This window comes from Bdellovibrio sp. HM001 (assembly GCF_055397275.1).
In genome coordinates this window covers 3,548,227-3,574,594 of the sequence record NZ_AP029174.1, presented here as the reverse complement: position 1 = coordinate 3,574,594, position 26,368 = coordinate 3,548,227, and the positions used below count along the sequence as shown (strand labels likewise).

General features: G+C 48.9%; 21 protein-coding genes. 7 read left to right on the top strand and 14 right to left on the bottom strand.

Annotated features, from left to right (window positions below; translation table 11 throughout):
* Positions 1-2: 2 nt before the first annotated feature.
* Positions 3-1,028: a hypothetical protein gene (locus ACZ5ZZ_RS16880; protein WP_464140561.1), complete on the top strand. Its 1,026-nt coding sequence runs from the start codon at positions 3-5 to the stop codon at positions 1,026-1,028.
* Positions 1,029-1,068: 40 nt separating this feature from the next.
* On the opposite strand, the gene ACZ5ZZ_RS16875 is transcribed toward ACZ5ZZ_RS16880, so the two are convergent.
* The 12 genes from ACZ5ZZ_RS16875 to ACZ5ZZ_RS16820 form a co-directional block, all read right to left on the bottom strand.
* Entirely contained in the window at positions 1,069-2,262 is a 1,194-nt protein-coding gene (locus ACZ5ZZ_RS16875) for an exo-beta-N-acetylmuramidase NamZ family protein (RefSeq protein WP_464140558.1), read from the bottom strand.
* 12 nt (positions 2,263-2,274) lie between these two features.
* Complete coding sequence (locus tag ACZ5ZZ_RS16870) at positions 2,275-3,264, bottom strand: sugar phosphate nucleotidyltransferase (RefSeq protein ID WP_464140556.1); 990 nt, start codon at positions 3,262-3,264, stop codon at positions 2,275-2,277.
* Positions 3,261-4,295, bottom strand: coding sequence for an aminoglycoside phosphotransferase family protein (locus tag ACZ5ZZ_RS16865; RefSeq protein ID WP_464140554.1), 1,035 nt, complete (start codon positions 4,293-4,295; stop codon positions 3,261-3,263). Before ACZ5ZZ_RS16865 ends, ACZ5ZZ_RS16870 begins: the two co-directional genes overlap by 4 nt.
* Before the next feature lie 40 nt (positions 4,296-4,335).
* Positions 4,336-5,205, bottom strand: coding sequence for a P-loop NTPase family protein (locus ACZ5ZZ_RS16860; RefSeq protein WP_464140552.1), 870 nt, complete (start codon positions 5,203-5,205; stop codon positions 4,336-4,338).
* 188 nt (positions 5,206-5,393) lie between these two features.
* Positions 5,394-6,950 (bottom strand): sigma-54 interaction domain-containing protein, encoded by a 1,557-nt coding sequence (locus tag ACZ5ZZ_RS16855; protein ID WP_464118898.1) that lies wholly within the window; start codon positions 6,948-6,950, stop codon positions 5,394-5,396.
* Between the two features lie 127 nt (positions 6,951-7,077).
* Complete coding sequence (locus ACZ5ZZ_RS16850) at positions 7,078-8,268, bottom strand: mechanosensitive ion channel family protein (RefSeq protein ID WP_464132457.1); 1,191 nt, start codon at positions 8,266-8,268, stop codon at positions 7,078-7,080.
* Positions 8,269-8,288: 20 nt separating this feature from the next.
* Positions 8,289-10,010, bottom strand: a complete 1,722-nt coding sequence (locus ACZ5ZZ_RS16845) for an ABC transporter ATP-binding protein (RefSeq protein WP_464140549.1) — start codon at positions 10,008-10,010, stop codon at positions 8,289-8,291.
* Positions 10,011-10,026: 16 nt separating this feature from the next.
* Positions 10,027-12,978, bottom strand: coding sequence for an excinuclease ABC subunit UvrA (uvrA, locus tag ACZ5ZZ_RS16840; RefSeq protein WP_464140546.1), 2,952 nt, complete (start codon positions 12,976-12,978; stop codon positions 10,027-10,029).
* Positions 12,975-15,653 (bottom strand): penicillin-binding protein 1A, encoded by a 2,679-nt coding sequence (locus tag ACZ5ZZ_RS16835; protein ID WP_464140544.1) that lies wholly within the window; start codon positions 15,651-15,653, stop codon positions 12,975-12,977. Before ACZ5ZZ_RS16835 ends, uvrA begins: the two co-directional genes overlap by 4 nt.
* Positions 15,654-15,727: 74 nt before the next feature.
* Positions 15,728-17,125 (bottom strand): hypothetical protein, encoded by a 1,398-nt coding sequence (locus ACZ5ZZ_RS16830; protein ID WP_464140541.1) that lies wholly within the window; start codon positions 17,123-17,125, stop codon positions 15,728-15,730.
* A 121-nt stretch (positions 17,126-17,246) separates the two neighbouring features.
* Positions 17,247-17,678, bottom strand: coding sequence for a large conductance mechanosensitive channel protein MscL (gene mscL, locus ACZ5ZZ_RS16825; RefSeq protein ID WP_464118889.1), 432 nt, complete (start codon positions 17,676-17,678; stop codon positions 17,247-17,249).
* A gap of 13 nt (positions 17,679-17,691) precedes the next feature.
* Positions 17,692-18,405 (bottom strand): DUF481 domain-containing protein, encoded by a 714-nt coding sequence (locus ACZ5ZZ_RS16820; protein ID WP_464140539.1) that lies wholly within the window; start codon positions 18,403-18,405, stop codon positions 17,692-17,694.
* A 71-nt stretch (positions 18,406-18,476) separates the two neighbouring features.
* Here ACZ5ZZ_RS16820 and ACZ5ZZ_RS16815 point away from each other — a divergent pair, with 71 nt between their 5' ends.
* From ACZ5ZZ_RS16815 to ACZ5ZZ_RS16790, 6 genes are all read left to right on the top strand, one after another.
* A complete protein-coding gene (locus ACZ5ZZ_RS16815; RefSeq protein ID WP_464140538.1) occupies positions 18,477-18,779 on the top strand; it encodes a hypothetical protein in 303 nt (100 codons plus the stop codon).
* Positions 18,780-18,861: 82 nt separating this feature from the next.
* Positions 18,862-19,524 (top strand): cell division ATP-binding protein FtsE, encoded by a 663-nt coding sequence (gene ftsE, locus ACZ5ZZ_RS16810; protein WP_464118886.1) that lies wholly within the window; start codon positions 18,862-18,864, stop codon positions 19,522-19,524.
* Positions 19,521-20,417, top strand: coding sequence for a cell division protein FtsX (locus tag ACZ5ZZ_RS16805; RefSeq protein ID WP_464118885.1), 897 nt, complete (start codon positions 19,521-19,523; stop codon positions 20,415-20,417). The genes ftsE and ACZ5ZZ_RS16805 overlap by 4 nt, the downstream gene beginning before the upstream one ends.
* Positions 20,418-20,421: 4 nt before the next feature.
* Complete coding sequence (locus tag ACZ5ZZ_RS16800) at positions 20,422-21,528, top strand: murein hydrolase activator EnvC family protein (RefSeq protein WP_464121434.1); 1,107 nt, start codon at positions 20,422-20,424, stop codon at positions 21,526-21,528.
* A 4-nt stretch (positions 21,529-21,532) separates the two neighbouring features.
* Positions 21,533-22,912, top strand: coding sequence for a S41 family peptidase (locus ACZ5ZZ_RS16795; protein ID WP_464118884.1), 1,380 nt, complete (start codon positions 21,533-21,535; stop codon positions 22,910-22,912).
* Between the two features lie 63 nt (positions 22,913-22,975).
* Positions 22,976-23,548 carry a hypothetical protein gene (locus tag ACZ5ZZ_RS16790; protein ID WP_464140535.1) on the top strand — a complete coding sequence of 191 codons (573 nt, stop codon included), beginning with the start codon at positions 22,976-22,978 and terminating at the stop codon, positions 23,546-23,548.
* 16 nt (positions 23,549-23,564) lie between these two features.
* Here ACZ5ZZ_RS16790 and ACZ5ZZ_RS16785 read toward each other — a convergent pair whose 3' ends face one another.
* Together ACZ5ZZ_RS16785 and ACZ5ZZ_RS16780 are read right to left on the bottom strand one after the other, a co-directional pair.
* The gene (locus ACZ5ZZ_RS16785; protein WP_464140533.1) at positions 23,565-25,388 is read right to left on the bottom strand and encodes a tetratricopeptide repeat-containing diguanylate cyclase; all 1,824 of its coding nucleotides are present in this window, start codon (positions 25,386-25,388) and stop codon (positions 23,565-23,567) included.
* A 45-nt stretch (positions 25,389-25,433) separates the two neighbouring features.
* Positions 25,434-26,327, bottom strand: coding sequence for a DUF72 domain-containing protein (locus tag ACZ5ZZ_RS16780; RefSeq protein ID WP_464140531.1), 894 nt, complete (start codon positions 26,325-26,327; stop codon positions 25,434-25,436).
* Between the last annotated feature and the right edge of the window lie 41 nt (positions 26,328-26,368).

Sequence of the window (26,368 nt, the reverse complement as noted above, 5' to 3'; positions counted from 1 at the left end):
CTGTGAAAAAGAACTGCATTAAATATATTTGCGCAGCCTCTTTGGTTTTTGCCCCTGTGGTTGGATACACGGCTGACGCCACAACAACCACGAAAAAAGAATCCGGGGATAAAGGTGTGGAGTCCGGCGCCAGCAAGAGTCCCTCGGGGCCTTCGGTGAATGATTCCGCGGATAAGACGTCTGATTCCAACTCGATGGGACAGGCGATGTCGTATCTGACGGGCGGGATGTTTTTGACGATGGGTTACACAGACATCAAGACCGGTATGGCTCCTTGTCCGACGCCAGCGGGATGTAATTATCCCACAATTGCCAAAGGTGTTTTTGAGGTGATGTTGGGGATGTTGTCCATGGCGCAGGGTGGTGCTCACGGCAAAGCTGCCGGCCAGGCCAGTGGTACTGGATTTAATACCGATGGTTTTGGGAACTTGCCTGGAAATTCCAGCAATGAGCCCTATGGCTTGGATGATCCAAACAATCCCTTGAATAAAGACCCTCAGTTTGCAGCGATCAAAGGAAATATCTCCAAGCTTGAACAAATGGGTGTTTTGGATTCCAAGACAGGGACCGCAAAGGTGGGTGACAAAACCTACAAGATGTCTGACTTTGCCTCTAAAGAAGCCATGGCTGCAGCAGGAATTCCCCCAGGTGCGATTGCGGGCTTGATGGAGCTTTCGAGTCAGGTGGAAAAAAAGGCCAAAGAAAAATATGACAAACTTAAGCTTGGCGCCATGACTGCTGCTAACGGCTACGATGAAGGTGGCGGCGGGGGCGGTGGCGGATTCAGCGCGGGCCTGGGCTCTTCTGATGACATGGGCTCATCTTCCGGCTCGGGCGGCAGTGGATTGGGGGGCTCTGGTGCCTTCAATCGCGATCCAGCCAACCTGGCGGGTATGCAAAAAAATTATAACGGCGAACCCATCGGAGTTGCTGCCGACAGTATCTTCCTGATGATGACTCGAAGATACAAAGTCAAAGAAAGCCAGGAATCCTTCTTTACGGATGCAGAATTAGCCCTGCAGAAGTAGAAACAAAAAAGCCGAGTTAAGGAACTCGGCTTTTTCTTTTCTAATATAAAAGATACTTCTTTCTTTCCTTAACCCAAGACTTTTCATCTTTAGCCAGAGCCCCATCAAGGTCCTTTGGAGTCGCCTTGGGATTTTCGATCCAGTCTTTCAAAGCGGGGCCACCGTTGATCACATCAAAGGCCAGACGGTCCTTGACATATTCATACGCGAAATCGCGATAGATCGGATATTTCGGATGCATTTCGCGGATCACTTTCAACATCAAGGCGGTCAGGCGGAAGGGCTTGAACTGATCATGCTTGTAGCTGATGCCATCGGTATGGAACTGGAAACCGTGACAAAGCTTGCCGACATGTTTGTGGAAGGTCGGTTCAAAGAAACATTCACGCAATGTCACACCTTTCATCCACTGCGGGGCCTTCTTTTTCATCCGTACCAGCACTTCGTGGAAGTCGATATCTGAGGCTCCGATAATTTCCAACGCACGGGTGGTGCCGCGAGCTTCGGACAAAGTGGTGCCTTCGATCAGCACAGTCCCCGAGTAGGCGCGAGCCATGTTGAGGGAAGCCGCATTTGGGGAGGGGTTTACCCATGGACGCTTTAGATCCCAGCCAAAGCCAGGGCCCTTGTCCGGAGAGTAGCCTTTCATTTTTACGATCTGCAGATCCAGATCCAGTTGATAGAAGTCAGCAAAGTACAACGCCAGCTCACCAACGGTCAGACCGTGGCGCATCGGAATCGGAGCGGCCCCGACAAAAGATTCCCAGCCAGGCAGCATCCGGAAGCCTTCCACAGGACGGCCTGCAGGATTGGGGCGATCCAGAACAATCACGGTTTTGCCAAGCTTTGCACATTCTTCCATCATATAAAGCAAAGTCGTGATGAAAGTGTAAATACGACAACCCAGATCCTGAAGATCAAACAAAACAACATCGAAGTGGGACATCATTTCGGCTGTGGGTCTGCGCACTTCACCATATAAACTGAAAACAGGAATCTTATGGACGGGATCAATAAAGTCCGGGCTTTCAATCATATTGTCCTGTTTGTCGCCACGAACACCGTGCTGAGGCCCGAAGGCACAGGAAAGTTTGATCTTTTTTGAAAGCAAATCCAGACTGTGCTGCAAACTTTCATCCACACTGGCAGGGTGACAAACCAAGCCGACGCGTTTTCCCTTCAGACTTTTAAGCATTTTTGCATTGCCAAGAAGAACTTCAAGACCAAGTTTCATTTGATATCCTTGTTAAAGAAAAATTGTATTAGAGGCTTTGGTCCCCGCAGGAACACGAACATATTTGCCAACCACAACGTTGGTCAGCTCGCAACCCTCTTCGACAATGGCGCCGGGGCCTGCACAGAAAACGCCTTGTATGGAGGAAGTTTTCACCTGGGCCGTGCTGGCAACTAGAGTCAAAGATGAAACGTTCCGGGTCGCTGTGGTTTTTTCCGTGGAATATCTTTTCAGCGCCAGCTGAAGAGCTTTCTTCTGATAAGACTCTTCACCCGTGAGAAACTCCAGACACGCCTTGGTGGCCTCCATAAAGTCCTGGGGATTGCCGGTTTCAAACCAGGTCCCTTCAAAAGGCACAGCTTCAACCGAGTGACCTTGGGAAATTGCAACAGTCACCGCATCATACAGAATGTTGGATTCAACATTTGCCGGGATATATTCCAGAATTTTTTCATCCAGAATCTGGACGCCAACAAAATGCCAGGCGCGCACGGATCCTGGAATAGGGGTTTTGCCAAATCCCAGAACCTTATTGTTCGCATCCACCCAAACGCCACCAAACTTGGTGCCGACACCGGGATGATCTTTGACGATTAAGGTTGCGATATTTTTTTGGGAGTTGTGACGAGCCAAGGCCCTCTGTAGTACATCTTCTTCTTTTGGAAGGATGACTTCGTCAGCATTCATTAACAGAAAGGCCCCGCCGCCTCTGAAATGGGAAGCCGCCTTGCCCAGTCCCCCGCCATTGCCCAGAATAAACCCTTCTTCGTCAGAAAAGATTACAGATTGCGCTTTGATCGGCAGAGTGTGGAAAAGATCGTGGATTCCCTGTGGCAGGTGGAATGTGTTTACCACCAGTTTGTTGATCTCTAAATCCCCCAGAAAATTCAAAACATGAGCGGCCAGGGGAATGGTCAGAAATGGAATGGCGGGTTTGGGCAGAATGGAAGTGTAGGGGCGAAGTCTTGTGCCTTCGCCCGCCGCCAGTAACATGACGTTCATAGTGTTTCGTACTTTCTTTCCAAGGCGCCGGAATCAATCAGCACATCGGCAAAGACTTTGTATTCCGGGAACTCGTTGATAGCCTTAAGAACACGTCGAAGGGTTCCGGAAAGATACTTCAGGTAGCGGCGATCCTGTCTGAGGTGATAGAAGCTTGCAAAACTTCCGCAGGCTTTGAAGCAGCGCTGAATGGATTGCAGTTCATAGATATGATCAAACTGTTCGCGTGAGAAATCTTTCGGAAGATATTCTTTGGAACGATCCAGATAGTAGTTGATCAGAGTCTTTGCCATCGAATCATTCATATCGACATACGAGTCGCGCATCAGACTGACCAGATCATACTGAATCGGTCCCAGACGGGCATCCTGGAAGTCGATAACACTCATTTGATCCAGTTTAATCATCAAATTGCGGGAGTGATAATCGCGGTGAGCGATGCGTTTGGGTTCTTTATCCAGGCGGCTGGAAATATCCACAAAGATATCGGTGATTTCTTTGTTCAGAGATTCACCAAATGGAAACTTTAAAACGCCGGAAAGCAGATTGTCTTTGCCGTAGTTCATCTCCCAAAGGAACTTTTCAGTGTTGAACTCTATTTTGAAGGCCGTGCATTCTGATTTGTCCAATGTGGCCGGATGATGGATCTTTACGATTTCATCAATGGCCATCTGATAAAACTCCAAAGAAGCTTCCTGACTTTGACTTTCCCAGAACTTTCTTTCCAGGGTCAGGTCCCCTAGATCTTCCAGAAGAACCAGGCCTTCTTGTGGGGACATGGCAACAACCGTGGGCACATGCACGCCATTTTTTGCAAAGTGATTGAGAACGCTCAGGAAGGGATAGTTATTGGGATCAAACGGTTCCCAGCGCATCAGAACCCAAGATTGATGATCCTGAACGACGCGATAGTAGCGACGATTGGAGGCATCACCGGCAAGGGAAAACACCTTGTAGTTATCGGATTTCAGGGCTTGCGTCAGAAAAGGAACTAAAAATTCATCATGAGTGACCATGAGAAAAATTCTCACAGACACTCACGGTATTTTCAAGGAATAAACTCCGTCGCAATTAAGCGTTCGTAGGAGAGTCTTTCAGGAAGAAAAGCTCCAACACCTCTTTCAGGCCTTGAGCGGTCAAGGGTGCGCGATCCACTTCGAAGCAGTTGACAGAAAGTTCGTCCACAAGCTTTGGGTCCAGAGTCGAAACAGAGCCAAGTTCGTCCAGATTCTTCAGAGAACTGGTCACAATCAAAGGTTCATCGGCCAGGTGATCTTCGCTGATGTATTCCATCAGCAGCTCTTGTTCGGAAGGGTTCAGATTTTCAACATTTTCCACAAAGATCGTCATGCCCCCCAGGCGGGCAATGTCCATGGAAGAATGCAGCTGACCTTTGATGTCGTTAAAAGGGACGAAAGCCCAACGGCCAGTCAGTTCATGCAGTTGCAACGCGACCTTCTTGTTGTTGTTTTCAGAGCGACCTTCAAAATGAATCAGGTGAGAAACCAGTTCGTTGGCTGGACTTTCGGTCAGTGCCGGAGAGTCCTCGTTAAGAATGTCATCAATAGAGGGCAGTGATTCACCAAAGAGTCGGACATTTTCCAGATTCGGCTGGACCTTGTTGAGCTCTTCAAGATTGGCTTCTTTTTGATCCAGATACCATTTGTACATTGCGGGCTCTAGGACCATTCTTACTAACTGAGCCACTCCAGAGCGCTTCTCACTATTGAGATCATCTGCGGATGGCACCACAGCTGTTCCTAAGAAGTTCCCATTCACCCGAATAGGAATATGAAGATCACGCCCCCGCGTGAATACCTCGTCAGCGTCTGAAATGTCAGACAGATCCATCAATTGACGAATCTGTAAACCCTTCCCATAGCGGTTGGCCAGAATCTGCTTTAGTCTTTCTACAAAAGAGCTATCCAATGTTGTCTGCATAAAACCACGTACCCCTTACACAGAGCCCTTTAATACAAGACCAATGCCAACAGCAGGCTGTTAGGGGAAAATCGTATAGTTTCAGCAACTTGGAGGGTGAAACAAATAAAAAATGGGCTTTATGAATTCCTCATAAAGCCCACTAAGTTTCGATCATTTAGGTAATTTATTTAGGGTCGGTGCCCTTTTTAGCGCGCCAGTTTACGCTTATCCAGGCCGTATTTTTCGACCTTCATGATAAGACCGGCACGGCTGATACCCAGTTCTTTTGCCAGCTTGGATTTGTTCCAGCCTGTGCGGCGCAGACCCTCACGGATCATTTCGCGTTCCAGATCTTCCAACGCATCCTTCAGCTTACCCTGCAGGCGGGAACCTTGAACTTTGTTCTTTTCCCCAGCTTCCAGAACTTTTGGAGAAAGAAGTTCCGCCATCAGTTTTGTCTCGTCACCGGAAAGAACACAGAGTCTTTCGATTTCATTCTGCAGCTCACGAACGTTACCTGGCCATGGATAATCATAAAGCTTTTCCAAAGCACGTTTTGTGATCTGACGTTTTGGTCCGCCTTGTTGGTCGTGAATTTTGTTCAGGAAGAAGTCCACAAGGAATGGAATGTCTTCTTTTCTTTCACGCAGAGGTGGAACGCGGATGTTGATAACATTCAGGCGATAGTACAAGTCTTCACGGAAGGTGCCTTGTTCAACCATCTCTTTCAGGTTTCTGTTCGTCGCCGCCACGATGCGCACGTCCACTTTTCGGGACTCTGTCGCACCCACAGGCATAAAGGTGCCCTCTTGAAGAACACGCAGAAGTTTAACCTGCATTTGTGGGGAAGTGTCCCCGATCTCATCCAGGAAGAAAGTTCCTTTGTCGGCCATTTCGAAAAGACCTTTTTTGTCTTTCAGAGCACCCGTGAACGAGCCTTTAACGTGACCGAACAATTCAGATTCCAAAAGATTGTCATTGAAAGCAGAACAGTTCTGAATAACGAATGGTTTGTCTTTGCGGTGAGAGTTGTAGTGAATTGATTTTGCGATCAATTCCTTACCGGTACCGTTTTCACCTTGAACCAAAACCGTGGAATCCGCACCTTTGATTTTATCAAGCAAAGCATAAAGGGACTGCATTGGTTTGGATTTACCGATCATGTTGTCGTACTTGAAGCGGTTGCCCAGCTCTTTGTTCAACTCTTTGATGCGGTCTTCGCGGGAAGAAATTTCCAGATGAAGAGTCACGATTTCCTGAGCCACCAGCTCACACAGTTCGTTGAAGTGCGCGCGCTCCTGGTCATCCAGGAATTTCAGTTTGCCCAGACATTTTTCGATCACTTCGCCGGACAGGCCGAAGGCTGCAAGGCGCTCGCGGATTTCTGTCAGACGGGAAGTGTAGTTGGAATCACGGAAGAAGCCCATCGCCACAACCGTACCAACGCAGTCATTGTCGATCATGATTGGGAAGACACCCACATCAAAACCAACCATATCCCACTTGCGCAGGCTGAATCTGTTCTGGGAAGTACGAAGATCATCCAGGGATTTGGTCACAAGTTCTGCAATACTTGCCTGGCCAGCTTCTTTTCTTACAAGAGCTGTGATTGCAGGATTGTTAAAGGTGACTTTATCAGAGTCATAGCCTTTCAACATTCCACGCTCATCCGTGAAAACCACGTCAATGTTCCACCACGCGCTGAGAATCTGTTTGAGCTTGTTGATGACATGTATATGTTCAAACTCATCCCAATTAATCATAAGTATCGTCCTTTCAGTGACTGTCAAAAGTATCGATACTTTTATCGTCAAGAAATTAGACGAACTTTAGGGTGACTGTCTAAAGACCGAGCAAACCTGGACCTTGGGCTGGAAGAAGTGTCTCAGGTTAAGACTTATATTCCGGTGGAATGTGCATTTCATTGCCATCGCGAAGCGAATGATAGGTCGGGGACATGATCTCGACTTTGGCTTCGTTAAAGCAGTCTTGTAAATTTTTGCGAAGATCGGAATAGATATCGTCGAACTTGTTCGCAAGGCGGGTGTAGACGTTGAGTTCGTATTCCACATAAGAATTACCCAGATCGGTCTGGAAGATAAATGGTTTGGGGTCTTTCATCACACCTTCGGTTCGGGCCGCGGCGTCCAGCATCAGCTGATGAACTTGTCGCCAGTTGACGTCATATCCAATAGTGATGCGTGGATTCAGAATAAGTCCTTGCGAGTCCGCTACGGCACTGTAGTTCATGATATGGCTGCTGAGAATGTTGGAGTTCGGAATCGTGATATCCACATTTTTGATGGTGCGAATGCGTGTGACCAGCAGGTTCTTTTCTACAACATCACCGACTGTTGCACCGACTTTCACGCGGTCCCCGATCTGAAAAGGTCGCATGTAGGTGATAACCAATCCGGCCACCATGTTAGAAATAGCAGAACTTGATCCTAGGGAAATCAACAGCCCCAGAAAGACTGAAACCCCTTGGAAGGCTGGCGAACTCGAGCCTGGCAGGTGGGGGAAGATGATGATCAAGGTGAAGGCGAAGACCAGAAGTCGGACCAGTTTGTATGTCGGTTTGGCCCATTCAGCATGGAAGCCTTCGATTTTAAGATATCCGCTTTCGATTCGCTGGAAGAACATGCGGATGACTTTCAGAATATAGCGCATCACCAGGACGATAATGACGATATAGAAAGCCTTGGGAATATAATCCAGAATGGTCTTTAAAACCTCGCGCAAAGGCGTCAGGATATAATGAAGCATATTTTCGGACAGGTAGCGGGTTTCCGGGAAGAAAGCCAAAACCAAAGAGAAATAGAAATAAAGTACCAGTAACGTCGCCACCACGCGAAGGGCTTTCAGAAGGCCACAGATGCCCGACACCATTGCCTGTGCAGTGATGATTTCAAAATTGTGAAATTTTAGAGGGCGGATGCGACCATCACGAAGAGCCATGACTTTTAGTTGCAACCAGGGGAAGAGCCATCCCATCAGGGACAGGGCCACAATCATAATAACTGTGGCAATGCCGGCATTAAGAAAAGCGGTGCTAAGTTCTGATTCAAATAAAGTAGGCATACTTTATTTAGATCATAGAATTAAGTGTGTTGTAAACTGTGGAAGCGGAAGTATTCGCCCTCTTGGTTCAGCAGGCTTTGATGATTTCCAATCTCCACGATGTTTCCGTCTTTCAGAACAACGATCTTGTCCGCCTTTTGAATGGTTGACAGTCTGTGAGCAATGACAATCGCTGTGCGACCTTCCATCAGGTGATCAATGCCCTTTTGAACCTCGATCTCGCTGGCCGTGTCCAGCGCACTGGTGGCCTCGTCCAAAATCAGAATTGGTGCGTCTTTGAACATCGCCCGCGCGATACTGATGCGCTGCTTTTCGCCACCTGAAAGAAGATTTCCGCGATCACCCACACGTGTCTGATAGCCATTCGGAGTTCTCATGATAAAGTCATGGGCATTGGCCAGCTTGGCCATTCGTGGAATATCTTCCGGGGACCGGTCAAAGTTACCAGCCTGGATATTCTTTTCAATCGTATCGCTGAACAAGAAAACATCCTGAGTCACCAATGCAACATTTCGGCGCAGGTCTTTCAGGTTGATATCCAGAATATTCGTATTGTCGATCAGAATTTCTCCGCTGGAGGCATCAAAGAATCTTTCCAGTAAATTCACGATGGTGGATTTTCCACTGCCGCTGGCTCCAACCAACGCAATGACTTCACCGCGTTTGATTTCAAGGTTGATACCTTTTAGGATAATTTCTTTGCCGTAGCCAAACTTCACATCTTTATAGACAAGCTTTTCCCACTGAGAAGGGAAAGGTTTGTTCGCCTGGCTTTCCGGAACCTCCTGATCTGATTCAATGATACTGAATACGCGCTCAGAAGCGATGACCACCTGCTGAATACGCAGATAGGATTCCTGGAACTTCTTGATAGGCTGGTTGATCATCAATAACGAGGTGATAAAGCCCACAAAGGTTCCCGGTGTCGCGCGACCTTGGGAAACTTCATAAGTGGAATATAAAAGAACGGACATGAAGATCGCAGAAGCCAAAAGCTCGGTGACAGGTCCCATGGCCTCGGTGCGTGCGTGCACCAGTTTACGTGCCGCCAGATACTCTTTGGATTCATCAGTCAGACGGTCGGCCATGACTCTTTCAAGGTTGAAGGACTGAATGATACGAACCCCGTCCAGACTTTCTTTGATCGTAGAGGTCATTTTCTCCAGCACCTGTTGCCCCATCGGGACATACTTGCGCAAGCTGCGGGAAATGTTCTTCAAGAAGGCCCCAATGACGGGAACCAAGAGCAGAATGGCCAGGGTCAGCTTCCAATCAATTCGCAGCAAATTGTAAATGAGTGCCACGAAAAGCAGAGGATGCAGGAAGATATCTGCCACCATGCGCAGACCATCCTGAATAACGTTGATGTCATTCAGGATACGGCTGATCAAACCACCAGAGCCGGTGGTGAAGTTGTTATGGAAGGAAAGATTCAGACGCATGAACTTCTGTTGCAGTTTCTGGCGAATGCCCTGGACCACGCATTCAGCCACATAGTTCATCAGATAGATATGGAAATAACGTCCCACGGCTGCCGCCAGGGATAGACCCAGAGCATAGGGAACCAGGCGCATCACCTGGTTGAACTCGGCTCCAGCCAGATTGTCAAAAAGCGGTTTGATCATGTAGGCCAGCTGGCTATAGGCCGCGGCATGAATAACTCCGGCAACTGCGACGATGAAGATAAGTCTTTTGTGAGGTTTCAGTTCGCCAAGAATTTTCTTAATTTGTGCTACTAACATCTATGTTTTTCCAGTTTTATGAGCTCTTGTGGCTTTCAACGTATCGTTTGAGGTATTGGCCCGTCAGACTCTTTTTCACCTTCATGATGTCGTCTGGAGTGCCCGTTGCTACGATGTTTCCGCCCTTTTTACCCGCTTCGGGGCCGAGGTCAATAACATAATCAGACCCGCGGATCACGTCCAAATTATGCTCTACGACCACGACGCTGCCGCCGGTTTCGATCAGTTTGCTCAAAACCTTCATAAGCAGCTCGACCTCGCGGAAGTGCAGGCCTGTAGTCGGCTCATCCAAAATGTACAAGGTGGACTTCTGTTGGACTTGAGACAGCTCTTTAGCGATCTTCAGACGCTGAGATTCTCCACCACTCAAAGAGCTGGCCGGTTGTCCCAGTTGCAGATAGTCCAGGCCGACCTCTTTCAGAACGCTTAACGGTTTGCGAATGTTCGGATGCGCCACAAAGAAATTCATGGCTTCGTTCACGGTCATGGAAAGTATTTCGTGGATATTCTTGTTTTTGTACTGAATTTCCAGAATCTCCGGACGGTACTTTTTACCATCACAGACATCGCAGGGGATAACCACGTTATCCATGAACATCATGTCGATTTCTTCATAGCCAGTACCCTTACATGCCGGGCAACGACCGCCGTCCACGTTCAAGCTGAATGTGCCTGCGGTATAACCACGACTTTGAGCCTCTTGCGTTGTTGCCATGATGGAACGGATGGCATCAAAGGCTTTCAGATATGTGATCGGTGAACTGCGTGCCGATTTACCAATCGGCGATTGGTCAATCAACAAAACGTTTTTGATGTTCTCCACGCCATCCAGGCCGGAATATTCCTGTGACGGCAGGTACTCAATGTCCAAAGCCCGCGCCAAGGCGGGATACAGAGTTTTAGAGATCAAAGTGGATTTTCCAGAGCCGCTGACACCGGTGACCGTGACCAATCGATTTAAAGGAATCACTACATCCAAATTTTTCAGGTTGTGACCCTTGGCGCCTTTCAGTTCGATCTTCACTTTGTAGTTATCGACATCCACGGGACGAACCGCCCTCAGTGGCTGAGCGTCTTTGGAGGGCTTCAAATAAGGAACCGTGTTGGATTTTGCAAAGTTGTAAAACTGCTCTGTCGGTCCGGAATAAACAACCTCACCACCCAGATAACCCGATCCCGGGCCCATTTCGATGATGTTTTCGCTGGCTTTGATAACGTCGTGATCATGTTCGACGATCACAAGGGTATTTCCCAGGTCTTTGAGGTCTTTTAAAATGGAAATCAGTCGGTCGTTATCACGTGGATGCAGGCCCACCGTGGGTTCGTCCAGCACATACAAGGCTTGTGACAGACCCATGCCCAGCTGATTCGCCAAAATGAGGCGCTGATATTCCCCGCCGGAAAGTGTGCGGGTTTCACGTCCCAAGGAAAGATAGTGAACCCCTACGCGCATTAGGAATTCCAGACGCGAGCGAATTTGCTTCAGAATTTCCCCAGCAACCTCCTGCTGATAAGCAGTCACCTCCAGTTTCTGGAAGAAGGCATTAAGGTCCTCGATGGTCATATTGGAAAGTTCATTGATGTTCGCATTGGAAATCAAAACGTGATTGGCTTCCGGACGCAGTCTGGCACCTTTGCAGGTGGGGCATTGGAACGGACTGCGGAAGCGGGAAATAAAGACGCGAACGTGCATCTTGTATTTGATTTGATCCAAATACTCGAACAAACCGCGCACTCCGAAGAAGTCCTTGTTTCCATTCCAGATCACGTCTCGGTGATCTTTGGGAAGATCTTTCCACGGCGTGTGTGGATCAATCTTGGCCTTCTTGCAATATGCCAGAAGTTGTTTCTTCTCATGTGCTGCGCTGGGCATCCAGAAGGGACTCAGGGCCCCTTGTGCCAAACTTAAGGAAGGATTCGGGATCACTTTTTCTTCGTCAATATCCAGAATGTTCCCGAAGCCCTTACAGGTTTGGCAGGCTCCGATCGGAGAATTAAAGCTAAAAAGTTTGGAGCTGAGAGTCGGCGGAGTATAACCACACACCGGACAGGAGGCCTCTTCACTGACCTGCAGACGTTGTCCATCCGTGGCCAGGATTGTGGCTCTGCGAGTAATCAGATTCGTATTGTATTTGATACTGGCATCATAGGCTTGAGTCAAAGAATCGGCGATTCGACCTCGTTCGTCTTCATTGAAGCTCATACGGTCGATCACCAGATAGAATGTTTCCTTTGGCAGGCCCTTTTTGATGGCTGCAGCATCGCCGATTTCCACGACGGTGCCCATTTCTTCAGTCGTGGTCCCGCTGGATGAGCTTGGGACCGGAACATCTTCAGCTTCAATCTTTTTAGAAGCCTTCTTGGCAACTTTCTTTTTTCCGGCCGCTTTGGTCGTTGAGGCTTTTTTAGGCGGCTCCGTGACCTTGGGAATATAAATACGGAGATAACCGTCCTGCAGAAGCAGCGAATGAAGTTTTTTGCCTTCTGCCACACGCCCTTCCGCATTAATCTCGACCATCAGATAACCGCGCTTTCCGGCAAATGTTTTCAAAACTTTGTCGGTAGCTTCAGTGACACTTTCTTTTTCAGTCGGGCAGTGGTGAGTGGGGCAATAGGACTTGCCGATCTTTTCGTACAGCAGACGAAGGTAATCAATGATCTCTGTCGTTGTGCCCACGGTGGAGCGGGAGCTTTTCACCGTGTTCTTCTGCTCGATGGAAATGGCCGGGGGGATGTTGTTGATCCCCTCGATATCCGGCTTGGGGGCTTTATTCAAAAACTGTCGGGCATAGTTCGACATGCTTTCGATAAAGCGACGCTGTCCTTCGGCGAAAAGTGTTTCGAAGGCCAGGGAAGACTTCCCGGAACCACTGGGGCCACAGATGACTGTCATGGAACCGACAGGAATCTTGACCTCAATGTTCTTCAGATTGTTTTGTTTCACCCCCCAGAGGTGAATATCCTTCATTCAGAGAAATCCTGTTTGTAAAAGTCAGTGGCTTCTTCAGCCTTGTTGGAGGCAGCTGTTGGCTCAGTGCCCTCGACGAATGCCTGACGAATAATTTTTTTAGTAGCGGCCGAAGCCAACTTGCCAGTTTCGCTATCGATATTAGCAAACACAATACCGTCGGGCACGGGGAAAGTCATCTGAGGAAGTCCTTCGTGAGCCGCTTTCATGTAGTCAACCCAGATCGGCAAAGCAGAGCGTCCGCCAACCTCGCCTTTGCCAAGACTCTTTTCTTTGTCAAAGCCCACCCAGACACCTGTTGAAATCTGAGGACTGTATCCGATAAACCACGCGTCAAAGTAGTTGTTGGTGGAACCGGTCTTACCAGCGACCTCGCGACCGACGGCGCGAGCCCGACCACCTGTACCGCCGGCATCTTCAACAACGCCTTTTAACAGAGTCGTCATCACATAAGCTGTGGAAGGTCGAATCAGTTGATCCGGGTCCTGGAAGAAGATGCTGTCATCCAACTTGGCTTTCTTTGGATCTTTTTGCGCGTCCTCTTCTTTGTTTCCGGCGCTCAGTGACTCGAGGTAGTTTTTGCGGCGCTCTTCGAAAGCGTCATCGATGGATTTGATTTCCTTTTCAAATCGGGCATCCAGCGAAACTGTTTTTAGCAGAGTTTTTCCGTTGGCATCATCCACTCTGTGAATCAGCATCGGAGACAGTCTTTTCCCCAAGCGACCAAATTCAGAAAACACCTTCGTCATCTCATACAAGGTCACGCTGCTGGAACCCAATGCCAACGTAAAATCCGGATTCAGCGGGCTGTAGATGCCCAATCGTCTTGCGTACTCCGTCGCCCAAGGAACCCCAACATCCTCGATGATCTTAACAGTCGGGATATTGAGGGATTTAACCAGCGCATTGCGGAACAAAATGTCACCACCGAAGCTCTTGGAGTGATTGGATGGCTTCCAAACTTTCAAGTCGCCCTGACCTTCGGCATCGTCGGTTGCGGAGCCACCTTCTTCATAGACAATCGGTGCATCCATCACCGGAGTCGCCGGATTGTAGCCCTTTTCCAAAGCCGAAGCATAGACGATGGCTTTGAATGCAGAGCCTGTTTGACGAGGGGCCTGAATGGCACGATTGAATTCACTTTTGGCGAAGTTGGAACCGCCAACCATCGCCAGGACATCCTGGCTTTGTTGATCAAAGGAAATCAAAGCGCCTTCCACCAAAGGTTCCTGATCCAGCTCAAGTCCCACGAACTTGCTAAGATCCGGTGTGCCTGTGGTGACACCTTTCTTTTTGGAGTTCCCCTGCAAACGGGATGAAGAGAACTGATCGGCAACCACTTTTACCAGAATCACATCCCCCTTTTTCAAAGCTTCAGACGGTTTTTTGATAGAGGCCAGATCCCAGCGCTGGTCTGAATCCGGCTTGCGTGCCCAGGTCATCGTTTCGATATCAATCAGACCCATGGTTTCCGGCAGGCGAACATAGACTAAACCTTGCGCATCGTCGATCTTCTCCACCACGCCACTGACGGTGTCTTTCAGCTTGATGTACGGAGGCAGAAGTGGATGCTCTTTCATGTCCTGAGCCGTTTTCACAGGGACAATGTCAGCAAACTTTCCATCGGGCATGATAATGCGCTCTGGAGTGAAATCAGAGATCAGCTTTTTTTGGGTCTCTTTCAGGAACTCTTCGATGTCGCTGGCGTCAGAGATGTTTTTGACAGGTCCACGATAGCCCTGACGCTTGTCCAATGATTTCAGACCTTCTTTAACAGCCTCTTGAGCCGCCTTTTGTTTGGTCAGATCAAGGCTTGTGTAGATGCGAAGGCCTTTATCCAGAACAAGGTCTTCACCCAGTTGAGCCACCAGCAGCTGGCGCACAGTCTCTAGATAGAAGGGAGCGAACTCTTCGTAATTTTCCCGCACATAAACTTTGACGGGTTCTTGGATGGCAGCTTCAGCTTCGTCTTTGCTGACAAATCCCACATCCGCCATACGACGCAAAACGTAGATCTGTCGTTCTTTGGCGCGAAGGGGATTGCTGACCGGACTGTAGCGGGATGGCGCCTGGGGAAGTCCCGCCAAGATCGCCATTTCCGAAAGGGTCAGTTTGGAAACGGGCTTGCGATAGTATGTCTGAGCAGCCTGCTCGACACCGTAGGCCCCTTGACCGAAGTAGATCTGATTCAGGTACAAGAACAGGATGTCTTCCTTGCTCAGGTTGCGTTCCATCTCCATGGCAAGCAGGATATCGCGCAACTTACGAGTCAGAGTTTTTTCTGAGGACAACAGCAGTGTTTTTGCCACCTGTTGAGTGATCGTGGATCCACCCTGCACCGATCGGCCGGCGCGAAGATTTGCCAAGGCCGCACGGAAGATGGCTTGAGGGTTGATCCCTTTATGCGAGAAGAACTGATCATCTTCGGCCGCCAGGAAGGCATTGATCAGATTTTTTGGAATCTTGTCGTAAGGGACGAGAGTTCTTCTTTCGCGGAAGAATTCGCCGATTTTTTTATTATTGCGATCATAGACCTGACTGACCAGCAATGGTTGATAGTCTTTGACTGTGATCAGTTGAGGCAGACCGGACTTTACTGATTGGATAATAAGATACGCACTGAGGATGCCAATAAGACCGAGGGCGACGAAGAATAGCAGGATCTTTTTTAACACTGTGGGGGGCTCCTTTAATAAGCCCCCATTCTAACAGTGTGAAAGGGTAGGGTCTAGGGACACTGGCCCGAAGGCTAGTTGCGCGTCCCTCGGTTTTTTTTGCTCTCGCGTGCGGATCTTTTTGTTTTTGCCGAGGCTAAAGAGCTTTCCAGGTTGCAGTCGGGGTCCGCGCTGGCGATGACGCCATTGATTTTGGCTATTTCGCCAGAAATCTCAGCCGAAGCTTCATCGGCAGTGTATTCAGCACTTTTCTTTGGCGCTGGCGAACTTTTCAGAGTCATCAGCTCGTTGGAGGCAGTTGTGAGGGCTTTTTGCAAACTGGCCTGGCGAGTTGCCAAAGCCTGAAGTCGAGTTTGAAGCTCCTGCTGTGCTGCCGTCATTTTTTGCTGGGTCAATGTCATCAGGTCTGTAACCTTCTTTTCAGCAGCCGTTTTCTTCTTAGAGGTGGAATCCTTCATCTGTTGAAGCTGAGTGGCCGCCAGATTTAATGTGTCATTGAGTTCATCCATGCTGGATTCTGCAGAGCGGATTTTGTCGTCCAGAGCCTCAACTTCTGCCTGTGTGTCCTCGCTGACCTTGATTCGCGCCTGTTGGAAGCGGTTCATACATTTTTGGAAAGCATCAAGAGCGGCCGCCTTTTGAGCCTTGGCTTTGCTGATATGGTTTTTGCTGGAATTGCCACTCACATTGCCGTACTCTTTTGCGGCTTTCAGATACTCTCCATTGCAAGTGTATTTGCTGGTCTCAGCCGTCAGCTCCAGCATCTTTGTCGCTTTATTGCGCAAAGCTGCCGTGCGAGCACTTCGCAGTGAAATCAGTTCACTGCCTTTGGCGCGCAACTGTTCTTTGTTGGAAACTTGAGCTTGCTGGAAGCTTGCCAGTTGCTCACGCTCTTCCGCGTCCAGGTCTTCTTTGGTTTTTTCAAGTTCTTGTTGGGCGTCGGTCAAAGCCTGTTGAAGTTCAGCGATGTTTTCATTGAACTCTTTTTCAATATCCGCTTTTTCCTGACCCAAATCTGCAATATCTTTTTCTGTATCTTTAACTTCCTGATTCAGGCGCTTGATTTCATCATAGTAGTCGCGACCATTCATCTGAGGGCAGGTGGAGCCCAAATTGGAATTTACCGGAAGACCCAGAACTGTTCCGATGGCATCGGTGGTGCTGAACTCTTCATTCCCAATGGTTTCAGCACAGGATTCTGCCTTGGCCACACAGTTTGATGCGTTTCCCAATCCGGCTTTGCGGCAGGCCGTACCGATAGCTCTTTCCGCTTCGGCAATTTTATCCCGAGCGTTGTTGCACTCCTGCTTCTTCATTGTGTTTTCGTAGGCTTCGGGTGAAATTTGAACGGAAACCCCTGGAGCCGTCGGCTGAGCGTAAGAAACGACGGGAGTCACAAGGGAAGACACGCTTAGAAGATTGATGACTAATTTGACAGTTGATCTCTTTTTAGAGTTTGAAATCGTAATCATTTGATTTCCTCCCCGATGATGGTTACTCATGCAAGTGCAGTACCAATTATCGGCAGGGGCGACCAAAAGGTTTACGTCTCAAAATGAGAAAAGCCCGGTGGGAACCGGGCTTTGGTAAGTCTTAAGCAACAGCGCTTGTGCAGTTCGGGCACTTGCGGGCTTTGAGAGGAATCTGAGAGCAGCATTCCGGACATTCTTTCGTTGTGACCGGACCGGCTTCAGGAGCCTTTTGCATCTTATTGGCCGCTTTTACGATCAGGAAGATGGCAAAAGCCACGATCAGGAAGTCCAAAACGATATTTAAGAACAGTCCATAATTGATGGTCGCGACCCCGGCTTGCTTGGCGGCTTCAAGAGTTGCGTAGGTTTCGCCATTCAAAGCAACAAACAAGTTTGAAAAATCAACTTTTCCCAGTCCCAAACTCAAGACCGGAGTTAGGATGTCAGCAACGAAAGAAGACACGATCTTGCCGAAGGCGGCACCAATGATGATACCCACGGCCATGTCCAGGACATTGCCGCGCATGATAAACGTTTTGAACTCTTTAAACATGGTGGTTCCTTTCTTAGAACTTCGCAACAAGGTTCATTGTAGTCGTAGTTGTCGTGTACTTGCCACTTGCTGGCAATTCATTCTGATATTGTAATAGGTAAGCCAATTTCAGAGAGAAGACGGAGTTTAACATAATGTTCAAAGAAGCCTCTGTGTTGAACAAATATGCTTCAGGTTCAGTGAAGTTAGGCAGATATTCCGCCCAGTATTTGAAGGACAAAGTCTTATCCAGTGCTTTGTTGAACTCAGAGTACAAACGACCCATGTTGTCGTTAGCAACTGTTCCGGCTGTGGACAAGGTCTTTTGGTAACGATAACCGACCTCGAAGAACCAGTTCATGGCATCGCTCTTGATCAGGGAATACTTCAAACCAAGATCCGTCGAATCCCTTTGTACGTATCCGTTGAATACATCACTTTCAGCTTTTTGCCCCGCAAAGACGCCAAGATAATCTGTCAATTCACGTTCATAACGAGCCCCGGCTTCCCAGTTGCGCGCACTTTCAACACCATTAGAGTCCGTCTTCAAGTAACGGCCAAAAGCGGTGTACACATTTTTTTCGTGTGTATAGACAGCTTTCCCTTTGGCAGCGTAGCTCTGGGAGTCACTGTTGCCACTGACGACAACCGCACCTGCCTCTGCTTCACCGGTGAAAGGCTCTGCTGCCATAGCAGAGAAGGAACAAAGCAAAGCGAAAACACTTGCCGACAATGAGAACAATTTCATAGCAAAATCTCCTTTTATTTAGACAGGCTTTGACTCTAGATTTTTTTCGACCCTCATCCAAGAAAAATGTGGTGAGAAACACAGCAAAATCTGCTATTTTCTGTTCGAGGTTTGTGAAGGTGCAAAAGGGTTTTAATTCAGACATTACAGTGCGAGGGCAGAAGTACCACATTCAGACAGAGGATTGGGGAGTACAGAACCCCTATCTGGTCAGCAGAATTTTCTGCAACGGTGCGGTCCTGAAGACCATTAAGACACCTTACGACACCGTCTTGAAACTCGGGTCGACTCAGTCAGAAGAGGCCATCAAGTTGGCGTTACGACGCCAACACAGTACCGTCATCGATACATTGATGGCGGGAAGCATGCCGTAAAATCCCAAAAAACAGGATTTCTCTCTAAAACCTCGACTTGTGGCGAGTATTCATCAGCCCCCATCTTTCATAAGATGAAGGGATGATTGAATTCTCTCACGTCTATAAGACCTATCCTGGCCCTGTTCATGCCTTAAAAAATGTTGATCTGCGCATCGACAAGGGTGAGTTCGTATTTCTGACCGGGCCCAGCGGGGCGGGTAAAACCACATTGTTTAAAATGATCTCAGCTTACGATGTGGCGACCTCCGGTGACGTGAAAGTGGCCGGCCATGATCTGCTGACCATTCGGGATTCTCATATTCCGTTCTTCCGCCGAAAAATTGGTGTGATTTTCCAGGATTTCAAACTGCTGAAAGATCGTACCATTTTTGAAAATGTAGCCTTACCGCTGCAGGTTCGTGGCGACAAGGCTCCGGCGATCCAGCGTCGGGTGTATGAAGTGTTGGAACAAGTGGGTTTGGCTCACAAACACGATCAGTATCCCGATTTTGTGTCTGGTGGTGAGCAGCAGCGAACAGCCATTGCCCGCGCGATCATCCATCAACCGGGTGTTCTGATTGCCGATGAACCGACGGGAAACCTTGATCCCCGCTTAAGTGAAGAAATCATGGATCTTTTGGAGCGGGTTTGTTCGCAGGGAACGACCGTGTTTGTGGCAACCCATGACCACGAAATGGTCAAGCGCCGCAACAAGCGCACCTTGTTGCTTCAAGATGGAATGATCGTGGGGGACACCAAGTGAGACCTCCAAGAAAGAACTGGGCCTTGAAGCTTTCCACTCTGGTCGTTGTCACAGCTTGTTTTGTTGTGATGGGAGCGGCCCTGCTAATTTCACAAAATTTCCGCAGCATCCTGACTTTGTGGGGCGAAGACGTGCAGATGACTGTCTATCTGGCGCAGGATCTTTCCGATGCAGGGCGCGAGGATCTTCAGGCCCGACTGAAAGAGCATGAAGAAGTCGGGACGGTGACGTTCATTTCTCAAGAAAAAGCCCTGGGGGACTTTCGCTCTCAGATGGCCAGCTATGCTCCGGACATTTCCCAGGATGAAGAGCTGTTGCGTTTGATCCCGGCCAGTTTTCAGATTCAACTGAAGCCTTCCGTGGCCACCGCGGATCAGATGCCGGTGCTGCAAAAAATTTCCGAACAGGTCCGGGGTCTTCAGGGTGTGGAAGAAGTCAGCTATGGGCAGGACTGGGTCGAAAAGTATGCGGCTTTGGTCAGCGCTATTGAAATTACTCTGCAGGCCCTGTGTGTGGTGATCCTGCTGGCGTCGTTGTTTGTCATGTCCAACGCCATTCGAGCCTCGGTTCAGTCACGCAAGGACGAAATCGTCGTACTGGAAATGATTGGCGCAACACCTTCGATGATTCGCAAACCGTTTATGATGGAAGGCGCCTTCCTGGGAGTGTCCTCTTCCGTTATTGCGATGGGGCTGTGCTTTGTTGTCTATGTCGGCATCAAAAATTTACTGACCACCAAACTGAGCTTCCTTCAACTGGGGCAACACATCCAATTCCTGGGGCCGGTGGTTCTGGTGGCTTTTATTCTTATGGGAACCGCTTTGGGAGCTTTGGGATCCTATCTGTGCGTGCGCCGAATTAATGACGGGTTTGCCGGAAGTCAGGGGACATAGTTTGATGTGGTGGCGAGTTCTTTTGGCATTGAGTCTTATGTTGTCTGCGGGTGCGAAAGCATCGACGGACGTGGACAGTCTTGCCAAGGACTTTGAGGCCACCAAAAAAAAGCTTGAAGCCGAAGAAATCAAACAGCGTCAGGTTCTGTCGGCTTTGTATCAGTTAAATAAGAAAATCAAAAAAATCGTGACGGAAAAAGGGGAGCTTTCCCAACAGCGTGCTTTTCTGGAGGTCGGTGTGCGCAACCTGACCGCGAAGGTTGAAGAGCTGGATCAGAAATCCAAACAACAGCGCCTGTTGCTCGCCGAACGTCTGCGCGCGATGTACAAGTTAGGTGGACCTTCGATTGCGCGTTTTCTTTTCTCCTCCTCCAGCTCCGTTTCTTTGGAACGGAATTTAAAAATTCTGGGTGTGGTGGCTGCACGTGATCTGGAGCTGATTAAAAACTACACCAAAGACCTTAAGGATCTGGAATCAAAAAGGAAAAGTCTGGCGCAGAAGCTGGAAGGGTTGAAGTCGGTGGAACTGAAGATCGCCAATCAGGAAAAGGCTTTGCGCAAAGAGCAGGACCTGAAGAGCAAGCTTCTGGATGGAATTCGTAAAAACAAGATGTTTGCCATCAATAAGATCAACGGCCTTCGTGAAAAGTCCCTGCAGTTCAATATTGAGGATGCTGGACTTTTTGATCTGCTCTTCAAGCCGTCTTTTGCAGATCAAAAAGGGGCGTTGCCGGCTCCGCTTGAAGGGGTGGTAACTCACAAATTTGGACTTATGAAAGGCCAAGAACACCCCTATACTTTAACACACAAAGGTGTCTTCATCGCCGCAGCCAGGGGCAGCAATGTCAAAGCCGTGTTTGATGGAAAGATCTCATATGTGGGCGAAATTCCCGGTTTTGGAACAACGTTGATCGTGGATCATGGTGATCACTACTACAGCGTTTATTCCCATACTCAGGATGTGAAGGTGAATACCGGCGATGAAGTCACGGGTTCACAGATTCTGGCTCAGGTGGGCGAGGCTCCGATGGATGGCGCCTCTGGACTTTATTTTGAGATTAGACATTTTTCCGAACCCTACGACCCGCAACAGTGGATGAAAGGACTCTAACACTATGCAATCACTTAAACGCTACTGGAAAACCTACATACTGGGCGGCGCCCTTCTGCTGGTTTTGTTCATCATGGCAGAAACAGGTTTCCAGGTTAGAGCCTTTGCGCAGGAAAGGTATGCGGATCTTCAGAACTTCAGTAAGGTTCTGAACCTGATTCAGCAGTACTATGTGGAAGAGGTTAACACCAAGAAGCTGGTTTACGGCGCCATCAAAGGAATGTTGCGCGAGTTGGATCCCCACACCAACTTTATGCCACCAGACATGTTCAAAGACTTTGAAACTGAAACCAGCGGAGAGTTTGGTGGTCTCGGAATTGAGATCTCGATTCAAAACGGCATCTTGACGATTATTTCACCGATTGAGGACGCTCCGGCGTGGGAGGCGGGAATCAAGGCGGGGGATAAAGTTGTGGGTATCGACGGCACCAGCACCAAGGGCATGAGCCTGGTGGAGGCGTCCCAGATGATGCGTGGAAAAAAAGGCAGCAAAATCATTCTGCGCGTGGTTCGTGATGGCGAAGATAAACCACGGGATATCACGGTGGTTCGTGGCAGCGTGAAAATCAAGTCTGTGAAGTACACTGATTTGGGTGATGGGTTTGCTTATGTGAAAATCACAAGCTTCATTGAAAACACAGCCAAGGATCTGCAAAAGGTTGTTGAAAATCACATGAAGAACAATAAAAACCAAATGTCTGGTTTGCTTATTGATATGAGAAGAAACCCAGGTGGTTTGTTGGATCAGGCGATCAAAGTCAGTGACATGTTCCTGAAAGAAGGAACCATCGTCAGCACCATCGGTCGTAACAAGAATGACAAGGAAATTGCGACAGCCACTAAAAAAGGACAATTCACCAACTTCCCGATTGTGATCTTGGTCAATGAATACACGGCCAGTGCCAGCGAGATTGTGTCCGGTGCTTTGCAGGACAACAAACGTGCTTTGATTGTCGGTCAAAGAACATTCGGCAAAGGCTCTGTGCAGTCCGTGATCAAACTGGGCGATGGCAGTGGTTTGAAATTGACTGTGGCCCGCTACTACACACCAAGCGGAGTTTCGATCCAGGCGGAAGGTATTCATCCTGATATCGAAATCGAAGATGTGGATACAGAAGCGTTTTCAAAGGCGATCGTGAAATCCGTGACCACGCGTGAGGGCGACATCGCAGGACACCTGAAGGGTGATCGCGAGAAAGCCGCGGAAAAACTTGACGTAAAACAAGGCGCCGAAGAGGGTGCGTTAGCTTGGTGGAAAGACGTGGGATCAAAAAAAGAAGACAAGCTTTCGCCACGCGACAAACTGTTCAAGACAGACTATCAGGCATATCAAGCATTTAGCTATCTTAAGGCTTGGGACACGCTGAAAGCTTTGACGCGCTAGTTATTGATTAAGGAATTTAGAGGCCCTACTCTACCGCAACAAGCAAGGCAGAGGGGGCCTTTCATGTTTAAAAAGACTAAGTTTATCATAGCCTTAGGCATGTTCGTGGGCTCAGTTTCTCAGGCTCAGCATGTTGGATTTGAAAAAGGCAACTCTCTCACAGTGACTCCCATTCAAGGACAAGTTCGAGTGATGTGCGGTGGATTCAACGGCAGTGGATCTGCAGTTTACACTTGCCGAGATCTTGTGATGTCACCAAACGCTTATGACTATTTCGTGGGTCCTCGCGATGGCCGAGCCACGAAGGTTGAACTGACAGCCGTTCATCAAGATGGCTCCGGTCGCAGAAAGACCGAAAGCTATTCAGGCTCTCGCGGTCGCAGCGAAGATGCTTTTAATCTGTGGATTTCAACTTTGTTCCAAAAGCCTCTGCTTGAAAATGGAACGAACAAGATCAGCTATCGTTTATTGGGAAGCAATGCTGTATATGCTGAAGGCACCTTCACAGCGGTCGTCAATAAAAGCGTTCCCAAAGAATGTCCGGCGACGACTTATCAGTCCACGGATATCAACGACTGCAGCTCTCAGTATTCCGTCTGCCAACGCTACTTCCGCGAGTTTAACAACTGCCAATAAGGTCACTTGTCTGATTTTAAGAGGCAATGGACAGGCTGACGGCGTTTCGGCCGTTTTTCTTGACGTGATAGAGCGCCTCATCGGCCTGGTGAATCAGGCCGTCTATATTTCCGTTCCAGTCTGTTCCTGAAATGCAGGCCACTCCAGCACTGACTGTCACGCGCAAACCCGGCGCAAGATCCGACATATCACAATTTAAGATCTCCATGCGAATGCGTTCGGCAACATCCTGACCTGCGGCCGGATTGGTAAAGGGCAGAACTGCCAAAAACTCTTCGCCACCGACTCGTCCAATCATATCTCCGCGGCGCAGACTCTTGGAGCCCAGCTTCGCCACTCGTTTGATCACCTCATCACCGATGGCATGCCCATAAGTGTCGTTGATCTTCTTGAAGTGATCGATGTCGAAAATAATCACGGCCAAAGAATTCTTCTGGCGGCGGCAGTTGCTTAAAGACTGTTCTGCGAAATCCAGGATATGGCGTCGGTTGGGGATGCGAGTCAGCTCATCTGTCAAAGCCAGTTCACGCATACGACGAGCCGTGCGAATCTGACGAATCGTGAAAAGAGCCGTCAATCCCAGAAGCAAACTTGTCAGAACAAGAATCACCAGCTGAGCTTCGTTTTTGGCCTTCAGCATGCGGTTGTCTTCTTCCTTTTTGCTTAGATCGAACTTGAAGTTCATCTGGCGCAACTGTTCGTCGGCCTTGATCTTGTGAAGGCGGTCCGATTGCTTCTTAAAATCTAAAAGGGAAAGATAGGCTTCTTTCCACATGCCGGTTCCTTCAAAGAGGCGGGCTTCTTCTTCGCGGATCTCCATGGCAAGCTGAACGGATGAAGGTTCTTGGTTAAAAGAAGCCGCTTTCTTCAGGTTCTCCAGGGCCAGTTTGTTGTTGCCAAGTTTCAGATGTGCTCGTCCCAGTTCCAGATAGGACTGGGCCAAGGACTTCGGAAGATTCATGTCTTGCAACGTGTGAATGGCGCTTTGCAAGTGGCCAAGGGCTTTGGCCGGCTGATTCATATTGTTGTAAAGCGAACCCAGTGCGCGTTCCACGACGGCCTGACTTTTTACGTTCCCCAGGGTTTTGTGAATGCTCAAGGACTCTTGCAGATGGCTCAGAGCTGACTTGTAGTCACCCAGATCTTCATAGCGGCGGCCCATATTGCTCAGGACCACTGCGATGTTGCGCTGTTTGTTCAGTGAGCGGTTCCTTTCCAGAACTTCTTCAAAGTATTCCAGCGCCTTTTTGTTTTCACCCATACGTCCATACAGGACCGCGATGGAATTTAAAGTGATGCGCTCCATGTTGGTGTTTTTTTGCGCGACAAACAGGTCTCGTGCTGTCAGAAGACTTTTCAGGCTTTGTGAAAATTGATTTTGATAGGACAGCAGTTGTCCCAGATTCAGCAGTGCTTTGGCTTCCACCTCGGGCAGCTTTTCACGCTGACTGACTTCCAGGACATTCATCAGTCCTTCCAAGGCAGTTTTGGATTCACCCATGGTTTCCAGGGCGGCATAGTGACAAAGTTCGATCTTCAAGCGCAAGTCTGCGTTCAGGCTTTCGGCCCCCGCATATTTTCGGGTGATCTTGAGGGCTTCGGTCGGATCATTGTTGTCCACCAGCAGCTCGCACTTCAGCAGATCTTTTTCCAGATGAAGGCGGGTGTCCGTCACAGGGATGGTGGATTCGATCTTTTGGATCACTTCAAAAGCTTTGCGTGGATCAGCACCCGCCAGTTCCTGAGCTTCTGACAAAAGTTCCTGTCCGGATGAAGACGAGGCAAAGGCAGAAGAGCCAAAGATTCCCAAAATGAGACATAGAAGAATAGATCTGTGCATTAGGTGTTCTTTCGGTAAAAAAATGCACGGACTAAAGTGAAACCTCTAAAGGGTGGCGCACCATTGTAAGGGTGGCAAGTCGGCGTTACATTCTTCGTTCAGATATTGAATCAGGGCTTGAGTCATTTCGGGACTTTTGATGTCGTCCGGCTCGTGCACAAAGTAATAAACCCTTTGCAGACCGGCCTGGCTCCAGCGATTCAGTCGGCGCGCCCATTCCTGATACCGGGTGTAGTCACTGGGATCCAGGTCGTTGCCAATGATCCGCAACATAGTAAAAGGGGCGCTGATTGAGGTGTGAGCCAGGTCGCGACGGCCCGCGACGTCGGTAATCACCAGTCCCAGTCCGCGATTCTGCAGGTACTGAGTCAATGCTGGCAGAATCTGTCGGTCCTTGAACCAGCTTGCATGGCGGAACTCCAGCGCGAGTTCAAATTCCTGAGGCCACTGCTGCAGAAAATAAAACAGCGTCGCCTTGCGGGAATAGTCAAAGTGCGGAGGGAACTGAACAAAACAAGGCCCACGATGTTCTTGCAGGCTTTCCACAAAACGCAGCCATTCTTTTAGAAGTGACTTGTCCAGCAGGCCCTGCTCGGAATGCGAAAGGCCCTGAAACACCTTCGGACAAAACTGAAAATTGGGGGTGACTTGTTCGCGCCATTTTACAACTTGTTCGTGGGACGGAATACGATAGTGGGATGTGTTCAGTTCAATGGTGTTGTAGTTCTGTGCGTAATAAGACAGGAAGTCAGCAGCTTTGGTTTTTTCCGGATAGATTTTGCCGATCCATTCTTTATGTCCCCAGGCCGGGGTGCCCAGAAGAAAACGTGTGGGCCCTTCAGTGCGGGGAAGCTTGTTCAAATAGGCCAGAGATGCACCATCATCCGGCGGCAAGGACCAGTCAACATTCGCGATGGAGGAAAGCTTTCCGAACTCCATAAGTAAATTCCGGGCAAAAAAAGCCCGTCAGACAAAGGCCT